The sequence below is a fragment of the Vibrio mimicus CAIM 602 genome (assembly GCF_000338875.1).
In the GTDB taxonomy this organism is placed as follows: Bacteria; Pseudomonadota; Gammaproteobacteria; order Enterobacterales; family Vibrionaceae; genus Vibrio; species Vibrio mimicus.
In genome coordinates this window covers 267770-281483 of record NZ_AOMO01000016.1, presented here as the reverse complement: position 1 = coordinate 281483, position 13714 = coordinate 267770, and the positions used below count along the sequence as shown (strand labels likewise).

At 45.6% G+C, this 13714-nt stretch carries 10 protein-coding genes and 1 pseudogene; 4 read left to right on the top strand and 7 right to left on the bottom strand.

Annotation, left to right across the window (positions count from 1 at the left end):
* Positions 1 to 10: 10 nt before the first annotated feature.
* From D908_RS0118840 to D908_RS16380, 3 genes and pseudogenes are all read right to left on the bottom strand, one after another.
* Positions 11 to 1211 (bottom strand): annotated as a pseudogene (locus D908_RS0118840) (aromatic amino acid transport family protein).
* A gap of 67 nt (positions 1212 to 1278) precedes the next feature.
* A complete protein-coding gene (locus tag D908_RS16375; protein WP_005522595.1) occupies positions 1279 to 2667 on the bottom strand; it encodes a tyrosine phenol-lyase in 1389 nt (462 codons plus the stop codon).
* 530 nt (positions 2668 to 3197) lie between these two features.
* Complete coding sequence (locus tag D908_RS16380) at positions 3198 to 4409, bottom strand: multifunctional CCA addition/repair protein (RefSeq protein WP_005522592.1); 1212 nt, start codon at positions 4407 to 4409, stop codon at positions 3198 to 3200.
* Positions 4410 to 4501: 92 nt separating this feature from the next.
* Between D908_RS16380 and D908_RS16385 the strand changes: the two genes are divergently transcribed.
* Both D908_RS16385 and D908_RS16390 read left to right on the top strand, forming a co-directional pair.
* A complete protein-coding gene (locus tag D908_RS16385) occupies positions 4502 to 6091 on the top strand; it encodes an AAA family ATPase (RefSeq protein WP_005522591.1) in 1590 nt (529 codons plus the stop codon).
* Complete coding sequence (locus tag D908_RS16390) at positions 6091 to 6843, top strand: general secretion pathway protein GspB (protein WP_005522589.1); 753 nt, start codon at positions 6091 to 6093, stop codon at positions 6841 to 6843. Before D908_RS16385 ends, D908_RS16390 begins: the two co-directional genes overlap by 1 nt.
* A 71-nt stretch (positions 6844 to 6914) precedes the next feature.
* On the opposite strand, the gene D908_RS16395 is transcribed toward D908_RS16390, so the two are convergent.
* The 3 genes from D908_RS16395 to D908_RS16405 all read right to left on the bottom strand — a co-directional run bounded on the left by D908_RS16395 (position 6915) and on the right by D908_RS16405 (position 9775).
* Positions 6915 to 7523 carry a TIGR04211 family SH3 domain-containing protein gene (locus D908_RS16395; protein ID WP_000733231.1) on the bottom strand — a complete coding sequence of 203 codons (609 nt, stop codon included), beginning with the start codon at positions 7521 to 7523 and terminating at the stop codon, positions 6915 to 6917.
* Positions 7524 to 7690: 167 nt separating this feature from the next.
* The gene (locus tag D908_RS16400) at positions 7691 to 8953 is read right to left on the bottom strand and encodes an inorganic phosphate transporter (protein ID WP_000404207.1); all 1263 of its coding nucleotides are present in this window, start codon (positions 8951 to 8953) and stop codon (positions 7691 to 7693) included.
* A gap of 141 nt (positions 8954 to 9094) precedes the next feature.
* A complete protein-coding gene (locus D908_RS16405) occupies positions 9095 to 9775 on the bottom strand; it encodes a TIGR00153 family protein (protein WP_005514779.1) in 681 nt (226 codons plus the stop codon).
* Positions 9776 to 9980: 205 nt separating this feature from the next.
* Between D908_RS16405 and D908_RS16410 the strand changes: the two genes are divergently transcribed.
* Positions 9981 to 11498, top strand: coding sequence for a CYTH and CHAD domain-containing protein (locus tag D908_RS16410; RefSeq protein ID WP_005522587.1), 1518 nt, complete (start codon positions 9981 to 9983; stop codon positions 11496 to 11498).
* A 57-nt stretch (positions 11499 to 11555) separates the two neighbouring features.
* Here D908_RS16410 and D908_RS16415 read toward each other — a convergent pair whose 3' ends face one another.
* Positions 11556 to 12359: a potassium channel family protein gene (locus D908_RS16415; protein WP_005522586.1), complete on the bottom strand. Its 804-nt coding sequence runs from the start codon at positions 12357 to 12359 to the stop codon at positions 11556 to 11558.
* Between the two features lie 80 nt (positions 12360 to 12439).
* On the opposite strand from D908_RS16415, the gene D908_RS16420 reads away from it, so the two are divergent.
* Positions 12440 to 13696 (top strand): methyl-accepting chemotaxis protein, encoded by a 1257-nt coding sequence (locus tag D908_RS16420; RefSeq protein WP_005522585.1) that lies wholly within the window; start codon positions 12440 to 12442, stop codon positions 13694 to 13696.
* The last annotated feature ends 18 nt before the right edge of the window (positions 13697 to 13714 follow it).

The following is a 13714-nucleotide window of genomic DNA, read 5'->3' as shown; positions in this document are numbered from 1 at the left end:
CTCAAGTATATTAAATTAATTGAGAAGTAATAATGATTATGCCAACCATCACACTAATTAGCATTGGAAATTGTCCACCTTTTACTCGGTAGTAGTTGGTTAATTTATATAATTTTCGAGATCTATATGCCATTGCCACTGGAAGAAAAATTGCAAGAACAACAAGAGCTATCGATGCATAACCTAAAGCCAATATAAAACCTTCAGGAAAGAAAAGAGCGAATATTAGAGGTGGTAAAAAAGTGATAAGTGCCAGATATAAACGATTACCTTTAATATAGGTTTTTGTTGTATCTCTTATAAATTCAAAAAGACCTAAGGAAACGCCTAAAAAATGAGGTAATTAATGCCAAATCAGCAAAGAAACCAATTAACAATGATAATTTTGAGTCTGTTAGTGTCATGGATAACACACTAACCATTTCACCTAATTCAGAAATCTGACTTAGTTCATCCTGATGAGATACACCAAGGGTGCACATCAGCCATAAAATATAAATAACTAATGGTATTGTTGAACCTATATACATTGCCTTTTTTAGATGACTGGTATTTCCATCGAGGTATGACACAATAGCGGGTATTGAGCCGTGGAAGCCAAATGAAGTAAAAACCACGGGCAGAGCAACAAAGATTAAACCGTATCCTATAGGAGCACTCGAGAGATAAGTTTTAGTAATGTTCGGTGAAAGGGACATAAGAACCAAAACCATTGAAAGAACCATTAATCCAAAAAGGACACGATTAACTTTGTCTACCAAATGTGTTCCCGCGGTAATCATTACCGCGACAAGAATAACGAATACGATAGACCCTATTGCCGCTGGTATTTTTATCCCAAATAGCTCATCTATACGAATTGTTAGGTTTGCTCCGCCACCTGCGGTATATGCTGCACACAATGAATAAAATAAGAAAAACATAGCAGCCGCTGCAATATACTTTCCTTTGTCGCCAAGAAATTGTTTAGCTAAAGTATGAAGTGTTGCGTTGCTGTCAGAAAACTGATGAACTTCCAACATTAACAAAGCGGTATAGGTCATTAATCCCCAATAACCTAATAATATTAATACTGAAAAACCAAAACCTATCCCAGCCGAGACCAAAGGAATAGATAACATTCCAGCACCTATTGTTGTTCCAGCGATTATTAAACCACCACCAATTGTTTTGGATTTTATTTTCGGCACTGTTGTGTTTGTAGCTTCCATAAATTATTTCCTCCCAGTTATTAAAAAATCCCCTAGTTCATAATGATGACTAGAGGATTTTTTTTAATTATTCGGTAATGTATTCAAACCTTGATGTAAAGAAGCGTAATTGCTTCGGCTCGTAGGTGAACTTCAAGCCTTTTATTTGATCTCGGTTTTTATAAAGTGAAATGATTCCATCGGCGACTTCATCCATATGTGCATACGTGTACACACGACGAGGAATGGTTAGGCGAATGGTTTCAAGTGCTGGTCGGTGATGATCTCCTGTCTCAATATTACGGCCGGCGGAAACGATGCCACGTTCCATGGTACGGCATCCAGTTTCAATATAGACAGAAGCTGCAAGTGTTTGAGCGGGGAATTGATCTTGCGTCAGGTGAGGTAGGAAACGACGAGCATCAATGAATACGGCATGTCCCCCTGTAGGCTCAACCATTGGAACACCTGCTTCACGTAGGCGATCAGCTAGGTAGCGAATTTGTTTGATACGATGTTCCAGGTAGTGGTAATCCATGGCTTCTTCGATACCAAGGGCTAAGGCCGACATGTCACGGCCAGTCATACCACCGTAAGAAGGCATTCCTTCGTATACAACTACCCACTCTTTCGCTTCGTTGAATAGATCTTCGTCACGAAGAGCTAGGAAACCACCACAGTTTTGTAGGCCATCTTTCTTCGCTGAACAGGTTGCACCATCCATATAAGAGAACTGCTCTAACATAATTTCATGGATAGTTTTATCCGCGTAACCCTCTTCTTGTTCTTTAATGTAATATGCGTTCTCTGCACAACGTGTCGCATCGCCCATTACTTTTATTCCATGGGCTCGACAAATTTCCGCTACTGAACGCATATTTTCCATAGAAACAGGCTGGCCACCTGCAAGGTTAACGGTAATGGCTAAACAGACATAAGCAATATTTTCTTCACCTATATCTTTAATCGCAGCTTTTAATTTATTGAGATCAACATTACCCTTGAAAGGAATATCTAGCTCGGCATTGTGTGCTTCATCTATAATAATATCTATAAATTTTGCGCCATTGATTTCCTGATGGAACCGTGTGGTGGTGAAATACATATTTCCCAGTACGTATTGTTGCCCTTGTCCTTTAGGGATCGCTATGGTTGAAAGAATATTTTCAGCACCTCGACCTTGGTGTGTTGGGACGATATAAGGGAATCCATATAGACGTTGAATCGCTTCCTCTAATCGATAAAAATCTTTTGAACCCGCGTAAGCTTCATCACCTGTCATCAGTGCAGCCCATTGCTTATCCGAAAGCGCTGAAGTTCCAGAGTCAGTTAAAAAATCAATGTAGACATCTTCTGACCGAAGTAAAAAGGTATTATAGCCAGCTTCACGCATCCTTATTGCACGCTCTTCACGGCTAATCATAGCAATGGTTTCAATGGCTTTAATTTTAAATGGTTCTGCAGGGTATTTTTTCATGATTGTAATACTCCAATGTTTTTATTGGTTGGGCTTAGTGATAGGAGTATTTAAATGATTTTATTTTGAAAAGAAAATATCTCGCTATCCGAGATAAATTAATTCCGTGTATAAAAAAGGTAACATAAATAATTCAATTATAATTTGGCACAGCACATAAATGAAATATTCATGTTTGCGATGCGGTAAGTTGACAAATAATTTAATATGTGATTTTAGATGTAAAACTGTGATCTTTTGCTAGATACGGCTAAATTTAAAATGTAAATCCAGATATACATAAATATTTTACATTTAGGGATAAAAATTCTGTGAAGATCAGTGTTGCAGTATTTATCAACGTAAGGTGGTATTCATTTAATAGCATTAAAATGCAGTGCAATAGAGAGTGTTTATTAATTGGCTAATAATTGATGTATGAGCTTGTTATAAATGGAAAATTCGTTCGAACATCCCACAAGTAAAAACTTGTGGGATATTACCTTCTCGATAGTTGTTGAGAGGGGGTAGTTGGAATAAATAGGGAGTTTTTATACTTCACTAATTGCTTGTATTCGCCGCTTATCTAATTCTTCTTTAATCTGTTTGCCCTGAAAACCATCACGAATCACTGCTTGTACCTCTACGCTAAGGGCGGCTTGGTAAGCTCGCAGGAAGATATCTCGCTGCGGATAAGGTTTATCTTCTAAACCTAGACGGCCACGATGATCCGCTTCACAGCACAACAAGACTTGCTCAAGGCGCTCTGGCTTGCGCCACACATCCAAGAGACCAAGCACTTTAAGTTTGGTGGCAGGTTTTAACTCGTCGGCTCGATGGATATTGGAATGTTGAGCGCAAACGGCCAGCGCTAAATCGCGAAATTCGTTAGGTACACGAATGCGATCGCACAGAGATTCAATGATTTTTAACCCTGTATGACAGTGCAACTTATGGCTTGGCCATTCAGAACGTGGTGTAACGCCTTTACCTAAATCATGCACTTGTGCGGCAAAACGCACGGGGAGTGAATCAGAAAGTAGTGCGGCTTGCTTGGTCACCATGAGAGTGTGAATGCCTGTGTCGATCTCTGGGTGCCATTTTTCGGGTTGTGGGACACCGAATAAACGATCGAGCTCGGGAAGCACAACAGCCAGCGCGCCACAATCACGTAACACCTGTAAAAAAACTTCTGGATGATTCGTCGAGAGCGATTTATGCCATTCTTGCCAAACGCGCTCAGCGGTTAAGTGCCCCAATTCGCCTGATTGAGCAATGTCGGTCATTAACTGCATGGTTTCTTCGGCGACTGTAAAGCCGAGATGAGCTAACTTGGCCGCAAAGCGAGCCACGCGCAGTACGCGTAAGGGATCTTCCACGAAGGCTGGCGAAACATGGCGGAGCACTTTCGCAGCAAGATCGCGCTGACCGCCATAAGGATCAATGACTTGCCCTAACTCATCTTGTGCCATGGCATTGATGGTGAGATCGCGGCGCAATAAATCTTCTTCTAACGTTACATCGGGCGCGTAGTGGCAGGCAAAGCCAGTGTAACCAACTCCCGTTTTGCGTTCCGTACGCGCTAAGGCATGCTCTTCTTTGGTTTTGGGATGCAGAAATACCGGGAAATCTTTACCTACGGCTTGGAACCCGGCGGCTAACATCGCTTGTGGGCTGCTGCCCACGACGACCCAATCACGATCATAAACAGGCAGTTGAAGCAATTGATCGCGCACTGCGCCACCGACTAGGTAAATTTGCATCGTAGAGTCTCAAAAAATTGCATGAATGACATTGGCTAATCTTAGTCAGCAATGATACGTTGCACCCACTGCGATGAATAGGGTCAACAAGCATGTATCTGAACTTCTTTGGGTTTGACGAATTACCGTTTTCTATCGTCCCCAATGCGCGCTATCTCTACCTGAGTCAGCGTCATCAGGAAGCCATAGTACACCTGCAAGCCGGATTGGGCGATGGTGGGGGTTTTGCCATGCTCACGGGGGAAGTTGGGACTGGGAAAACGACCGTGGCACGAGCCATTTTGGCGACTTTGCCGGGCAAAACTCGCGCGGGGATGATCCTCAATCCGACTTTCTCGGATCTAGAACTTTTGGAAGCCATTTGTGATGAGTTTGAGCTGAACTATCCGAAAAAGGCGACTTTGAAGAAGCTGACCCAAGTGCTGCATGAGTTTTTGTTGGCGGAACACGCGCAAGGCATACAAGTGCTGCTGATGATTGATGAAGCGCAGCATTTGGCTCCCGATGTGTTAGAGCAGTTACGCCTATTGACCAATTTGGAAACCGAAAATCATAAGTTGCTCAAAGTATTGCTGATTGGCCAACCGGAATTGCAAGAAAAGCTGCGTATGCCGCAGTTGCGCCAACTTGCGCAGCGCATTACGGGGCGCTACCATTTACTCCCCCTGAGTGAAGAGCAAAGTGCTGACTACATCCGTTTCCGGCTTGAGCAAGCGGGGGGAAACCCAGAACTCTTTAACCGTAAGGCATGCCAATGGATTGCCCAGCAAACCCATGGCATTCCTCGTTTAATCAATCTGGTGTGTGATGCGGCCTTAAAGCAGGCTTATCAAGCAGGTGAGCAAGAACTGAGTTTGGACAGAATCAAACGAGCCTGCCAAGAAGTGATGAGTTTCCAGTCTTCCGTCTATCAGATTGCTCCCAGTAAGCCACAAGCACACAAGATGTCTTATCTCTCCAGTGCGCTGGGTGGTATTGCTCTCGCGGTTGTATTGGCATGGCAATTACCTCCTCAACTTGATCGAGCGGTACAAGCCTATTTCCCAGCGCAAGAGATTGTGCCGCCTACCGAGCATACGGTTTTTCCACAACCGCTGCGCAGCGCGTTACTCAATGCTACCAGTAGCGAAGATGCCGTTGAAACTCTGTACGCCGTTTGGGGTTATCAAGCCTCCGTGATGGAGAGATTTTGCCAAACTCAGGCGGATGCTGTGCTTTGGTGTGAGCAGCAAACCGGAGATTGGTCGACCTTACAAGCATTTGATTTACCTGCCGTGCTCACTTTAGTGATTGATGATATTCGCACTTATGCTGTGTTGTTTCGTTTAAATGCGGATGAAGCTGAGCTTTTAGTTGGTGATCAGCGTTATCGCATTGCACGCCAATGGCTTGAGCCTTTATGGCGTGGTCAATATTCTTTGCTTTGGCAAGGTGGCTTTTCTCGTACTTTGAAACAGGGGATGCAGGGAGCTGATGTAGCTTTACTGGAGAGTAAACTCTCACAAGTCTTGGGTGAGCCTGAACGCCCACGTGATCAGTTTGATAAGGATTTATCGCGTAAGGTTGAGTTATTTCAACGCTGGCAGAATATGCAGGTGGATGGCATTGCGGGTCGGCAAACCTTGCGCCGCCTAGAGCTGTTGACCCAGCAACAAGCGCCGAGTTTGAAGGAGGAAGGCTAATGTCAAAAGTGATGAATGCCTTAAAGCAATCTCAGCAAGATTATCTGCAAGCTCAACAAGTCACTTATCGTACGTATGCAGAACAAGAACCCACCAGTGCCAATACGTCGCGCTGGCTACACATAGCGCTGTGGTTGGTACCGGGGTTAGTAACTGCTGGAGTGATGACTTACCAACGCTTTGAACAAGCTGAACAGGCGTTTGCGGCACGACAAACCGAACCTGTGATTGTGGAAGTGGATGCCCCACTTGAACGCTTAACGTATCCCGAATGGGACGAACTACAATCTACCTTTATTGAGCCAGTGCTGGCGGATACAGGCAGTGACGATGATTCAACTGCATTGGCGGAAAATACAATAGCACCGCCGGCGACATTGGAAGCCTCTACGCAACCGAATCAGGGATTGGGTGATCTGGATTTAACCCAGCTTTCTCCTGAATTAGCACTGCGTGTTCGGACGATTATGCGTGATCAACCTGCATTGCCCACAACTCCAGCTTCTTCTGCGGTGGAATTAACTAAGCACAGCGATCGCTATGCAGGTCGGTTGCCAGCACTGAATTTCCAGATGCATGCTTTTTCCACTAATGAACAAAAGCGCTGGGTAAAAGTGAATGGCGTAGAGTATCGCGAAGGGGATATGTTAACCCCAGAAGTGAAGCTTGAAAGCATCAAGCCGCAAAGCAGCATCATCTTATTCACGGGCGAGCAGATAGAGATCCCCGCTCTGCACGATTGGAAAGGCTAGGTTTTTTTCTTAGAGAGAACCAAAACAAAACGGTCACCTAAGTGACCGTTTTGCTACGTTAATGATGGCAATTATGCCCAGCCAGCAGGGTGGCGCTTACGACGTGGCACAATGTGTGGTAGCACGAGGCCAAGCAGTAATCCAATACCTGCAACACCACCACCATAGGTGAAGTATTTCAACAGCAGGTCTTCTTTTTGCGTATCGAGTTTCGCGCGCAGTTCACGAATTTCAGTTTGTGAATCGGTAAGCTGCTTACTGATATCACCATAGTTACGTTCCAGATCAGCAATCTGCTGGTTACGCAATTCGAGAGATTCTGCCAAACCCGCTTTTTCACTATCGGCATTTTGGCGTGCATTAGCTAATTGCTTTTTCACTTCAGCTAGTTCTTTTTCTAGAGCAGGTAAGCGCAGGGCATTACTCACTTCACGGGTAATAAAACGGCTTTCTACCCAACCTGTACGGCCACGCTCATCAGCAACTTGGCTGTAGCCACTATCTTTGTTCACATCAAGCAGTTTGACCTTTTCTCCAGCATCAATGCTGCCAAGAATACGGTATTGATTACTTGGGCCGGAATGCATGTAAGTGAAGAGTTTGTCCGCGATGTAGCGGTCTTGCGCGAACGTTGGTGCGGCCAACATGGAAAAGAGCACCATGCAGATCAGTTTTTTCACAGTAAATCCCTTAATTTAAAGATAGATTTGGCGATAAGTCTCATAAAGTTTGTGGCAAATAGTATGCAGTTTTGGCAGGCGCTGCAACAAAGAAGGGAGGCAAAGCCTCCCTTTCTGTGCGTTTGAGTCAATAATGACAGTCCGCTAACACTGAGCTTACGAGCGGCTTAGCCGACAAACATAGCTTGAATCGCGTAGAAGAAAACAACTGCCAATAGTGCGCCCGCAGGTAGAGTAACAACCCAAGACGCAACGATGTTACGTACTACACCTAAGTTCAGTGCAGCAATACCACGCGCAAAACCCACACCCAGTACCGCACCTACCAGTGTTTGAGTGGTAGAGATAGGTAGACCAGTGCCTGAAGCTAGAACAACAGTAGAAGCAGTAGCTAGCTGAGCAGCAAAACCACGGCTTGGTGTCAGTTCAGTAATGCCAGTACCGATAGTTGCCATTACTTTGTGGCCTAACGTCGCTAGACCCACAACGATACCGAAACCACCTAGTGGCAGAATCCACCATGCGATAGAGCTTTTCGCAGCCACTTCACCCATGTGTTCAACGGTTGAAACCACTGCAGACAAAGGACCAATCGCGTTCGCAACGTCGTTTGAGCCGTGAGCAAATGCCATGGCACACGCAGTAATCACCATCAGCGTACTGAAGATACTTTCCACGCCAGCAAAACCGTGGTCTTCATCGCGATTAGCAAACTTCTTCTGAATGTACAGGTAGCCGCCCACCATAACGATGGCTGATACCACTGCAGACCACATCCACGCTTCTGGGTTTGAAAGGTGCAAACCAACGTGTTTCAGACCTTTTTTGATGGTGACCAGTGCGATCACCATAGTGGTGATGAACATGTACACAGGGACGAAACGTTTCGCGTTGATCAGCGGTTTTTCAGTATCGAAAATGAGGCTTTGTGCGCTGACGAAGATGAGGTAGGCAAAGAAGCCCGAAATCACAGGCGTGATAATCCAGCTACCCACAATGCCTTGTACTGAGCTCCAATCGACCGCTTCTGTACCGACAGATACACAAGCAAAACCAATGATGGCACCGATGATAGAGTGAGTGGTAGATACCGGCCAACCCATGTAAGACGCCACTAGCAACCAAGTGCCCGCTGCCAGCAGTGCTGACATCATGCCGTAAATCAGAACATCGGGTTTATCTGCGAAAAGAGAGGTTTCAATAACCCCATTACGGATAGTTTCTGTAACTTCGCCACCAGCTAAGTAAGCGCCTGCGAATTCAAAAATCATCGCAATGATAATGGCTTGTTTAACTGTGAGAGCTTTTGATCCTACTGAAGTGCCCATTGCATTGGCGACATCATTCGCACCAATACCAATCGCCATCAAGAAACCGAAGACAGCTGCCACAATAATCAAGACGGTGCCGTAGTTCGCAAGGATTTCCATCGTAATACCTAGTTGTTGATAACAAGCGGAGCAACCCAAGCTTGTTTTTGACGCAGATGACGACCTTCAGCGTAGAAAATACTCATCGCCTAGCGGGTCGTCATAGTGTGGTTGCTCTTCGTTATTTGGTTAACTTTAAATTTAAGAACGAGAAAGCATTAGCTCTAAGCGAGCACCAACGCGCTGCGCTTGGTCGGCAATGCCGCCCACCCATTCCAGAATTTTGTACAAGAACATGACATCAATCGGATTCATTTTCGATTCGATGGCCATCAATTGTTGGCGCAGGCGAATCTGCATGGAATCGGTGTCATCTTCAATCACATCCAGTTGATGGATCATTTCAGCCACGAGTGTTACTTCACGACCTTTAAATCCAGTTTCCAATAACTCGTCGAGCTCGTTGATCACATTCTGCGCTTGGTTAGCCGCGTCTAAACAACGTTTAACGTAAGCGATGAAGTTTTCTTGGAGAGGCTCAGGGATAACAAGCTGTCGGCCATATACACGGCCAGCAATGTCTTTGGCGAGGTTTGCTAGTTTGTCCTGTTGAGTGAGAAGCTCAAGCATGTCACTACGATCAACAGGCATGAACAAACCGCGAGGGAGTTTAAGACGAATTTCACGCTTTAACACGTCAGCTTCTTTCTCTAGATGAGAAATCTGCGCACGAATTTCACCTGCTTTTTCCCAATCACCTTTGTTACAGACTTCAAAGAAGTTGATCAGATGAGAGCAGCATTCATTCACACACACAACGTGGCGTTGCAAAGGCTTAATCGGGGACTTTGCAAATAACCCCATGATTGTATTTACTGGCATGGTCATTCAACCTAATAACTATAACCTTGAAATAACATACACCATATTATGGTGAAATGTTGAGCGTTGGCTATAAAGGCGCGCATGTTAACCCAAACACCGTCGCAATAAAACTGTTTTAGATCATCATTAGGCTGATATTTCTCTCTTGCTCCTGTGCCTATAAGGCAATATCCTGTCGGCATCTGCATCGAAAGGGATAACTATGGAAACCGAGATAGAACTGAAGTTTTTTGTTTCTCCTGAATTTTCAACGATTTTACGTGCGAAGATTTCTGAGACTAAAGTACTTCAGCACAGCTGTCGGGAGCTAGGAAACACTTACTTTGATACCCCCGATAACTGGTTGCGTCAGCATGATATTGGACTGCGTATCCGTCGCTTTGATGAGGTGTATGTCCAAACGGTGAAAACCGCAGGTCGTGTGGTCGCAGGTCTACATCAGCGTCCGGAATTCAATGCTGAACATCACAGCAATGACCCCGATCTCTCTTTGCATCCTGCCGATATCTGGCCGCAAGGCAAAGAAGTGGTTCAATTACAAGCGGAGCTTATGCCGCTTTTCTCGACCAACTTCACGCGTGAACAATGGCTGATTGGCATGGCCGATGGTAGCCAAGTCGAAGTAGCATTTGACCAAGGCCTCGTGGTTGCGGGTGATCGCCAAGAACCGATTTGCGAAGTGGAGCTGGAACTTAAGTCTGGTCAAACCGATGCGTTGTTTACGTTGGCACGCCAGTTGTGTGAACACGGTGGCATGCGCTTAGGTAATCTTAGTAAAGCTGCGCGTGGCTATCGCTTAGCGGCCAATTATACGGGTGATGAAATCAAGACAATGGCCTTGGTGAGTGTCGATAAAAATGACACGGCTGAATCTTGTTTTATTCGCGCACTTGAGCATGCACTTTCACACTGGCATTACCATGAGCAAATCTACACTGAACGTGAGGGTGTGGCGGCATTGCATGAAATTCGCCATGCGGTGAGTTATCTGCGCCAATTGCTTTCCGTCTACGGTGGCATTATTCCGCGCCGTGCCAGTGCCATTTTGCGCCAAGAACTGAAATGGTTAGAGCAGGAATTGCAGTGGCTGAAAGAGTTCGAATACCTTGAGAGTTTGCAAGAAGACAAAGGCTATGCGCTGCGTAAACTGGATGCGCGTAAGTTTTTAGTTGCTGCACTCAAAACCTTGCAAGAAGGCTTGCCACAGCGTGAAGATACGTTGCGTTTGCTCAATAGCGCTCGCTACACCGGTTTATTGCTGGACTTAAGTCGTTGGGTGTTGACTCGTGGTTGGCAGCCATTCTTGGATGACAAAGCGCGCGAAAAAATGGCGCTGTCACTCGAAGCCTTCTCCGTGAAACAACTCGACCGTACTTGGGCTGAGCTAATGGAAGCTTTCCCTCCGGGTAAAACCTTAACCGTGCAAGATTACATCGAGCAGCAGTACCGTTTGATGCGCAATCTCTATACGGGTGTCAGTTTTGCGAGCTTGTATGATGCAGAAGATCGTCAGGCATTTCGTATGCCTTGGGCGGATTTATTGCATGGCATCGATGATTTATTGCGCCTTAAACCGTTAGAGCGTTTGGTGGAGTTGCTGCAAGGTGAAGAGCAAGATCAACTCAAACGTTGGCTAATCCGCCAAGAGAATTCCATTTTGCATGCCATGGAGCAAAGCCGCACTATGGGTGTAGAAGCACATCCGTATTGGCGTGAGTAGTTCCGACTAAAAAATTGATTGGGAAGGGAAGCAGTGAGCTTCCCTTTCTTTTTTGTTTTATTTGAGTTTGTCTTTCGTTTCTACTGCTTTCTCTGCATCCGATGAGCGGCGTTGCAGGCGCTGTTCTAAGCGTTCCATACGATCTAACAATTTCTGCTGATTCTCTAATAGCTGTTGTAGCGCGGATTCTTTCTCTGTCGCTTGTGAATGGCGCCGATGATGTTCCGGCAACGTAATAAACGAGGTGATCAGCCCTGAGATCATACCGAACATTCCCACCCCACAAAGAATGATGGCTGCTGCGACTAATTTACCCGCATCGGTGACGGGATAATGATCGCCATAACCCACAGTGGAAATGGTCACCAGTGACCACCAGAGCGCATCGCCTCCGGTGCGGATATTGGCTTGCGGATCATGACTTTCAAACATCAGCATCATGCTAGAGCCTAACGTCAGCAGCACCACCAACAACAATAAAATCGTAGCTAAGGTGGTTTCTCGGCGGTTGGCGGTTAACGCACGCAAAATGGTTTTACCGGAGCGTATTACAAGAATCACGCGCAAAATGTGGAAGATTCGAGCGAAACGCAGCGGCTCAATGACCGGGATGCTGGCGAGGATATCAATCCAATGTGATTTCAGATATTGCAGACGATCTTTGGCGCGGATCAAATCTACCGTCAGTTGCAGTAAGAAAATGCTACAGATGACAAAGTCAATGCCGATAAGGACTTGTCGGGTTTCATGATCTATCGGTACAAACAATAAGCCGGAGATCACAAATAGCGCCATGAATGAGAGAATTAGCGACAACAAGCTCATTGGCTTTGTTTCATTTTTGATATCATCGGTTTTCATACGAGGCTCGAAATAATAGGTTGCGGATCATCTGCAATCCTCACTCAGTCGCAATATAAAAAGAGAATGGAGAACTGACAATGGCAACGATGTCCTTTAAGCCATGGGAACGGGTAATTACGGATGTTCGTCTCGTCCCCAAAATGGTGATGCTGATGGTGTTCAGTACGGTGTTGATCGTTGGCAAACAGCTTTGGGATGCGCACATTTTTTATCAATCTTTATTGACCGCAACCAATAGTGTGGAAGTGGCCCAACAGCATTACGATAACTATCTAATGCAGGTGGTTTGGCAAACTCTATTGCTGATTGTGGTGTTTGTGGTGTTGCTACTGTTTGCAGCGCGCATCATGTTGCGTCAAACCCAATACTTGAGTGATTCAATCAAGCTCATGGCGCAGCGCAATTTGTCCGAGCCAATCAAAATGGAATGTAAAGACGAGTATGGTGATGTGGCGCGTGAGCTAGAGAAAACCCGCCGTCAGTTGCAAGATCTGATTAAGCTGCAAATTGATGCTTCTCAGGAGCTGACGTCTCTCACTGAAGTGATGACCATGAGCATGTCGGAAACTAAAGATTCGGCGCAAGAAGAGTTCAACGAGATTGACCAACTGGCGACCGCGATGAGTGAGATGTCGTCAACGGTACAAACGGTGGCTGAACATGCACAGAGTGCTTCATCTTTGACTGAGAATGCCTCTCAGCAAGCAAAAACAGGCCAGCAGTTTGTCAAAAGCACGATTAGCAAAATGAGTGAGCTTTCGAAAGACATCAGTTCTTCAGCACAAGCGGTGAATCAGGTGGAAGAGCGTGTGGTTGCTATCAGCAGCGTGGTGGGAACGATTCGTGGCATTTCCGAACAAACCAACTTGCTCGCTCTCAACGCAGCGATTGAAGCAGCGCGTGCTGGAGAAGCGGGACGTGGCTTTGCGGTAGTAGCCGATGAAGTGCGTAATTTGGCGCAGCGTACACAAAATGCGACGGTGGAAATCCAAGAGATGATTTCACAATTGCAGAACAGTGCGAAAAGTGCAGTGGATTTAATGGAAAAGAGCGTGGTGCAAGCGGCCGATGGGGTTGAACTTATCACCAACGCAGGCAGTGAGTTAGATGGCATTGTAAGCCAAGTTCAGCAGCTTAATGACATGAACTTCCAGATTGCTACCGCGGCAGGACAACAAAGCAGTGTGGCGGAAGAGATGAATGAAAACCTCAATAATGTCCGTGAGTTGGTGGAAGGTTCAGTGACTGTTATGACTGAGCTGCTCGAAACTTCAGAAATCATGCAAAACAACGCCGAAGAATTGGACCGAAAAATTACCGCATTTCGTGTGTAAACCAGCAACATCGGCTGG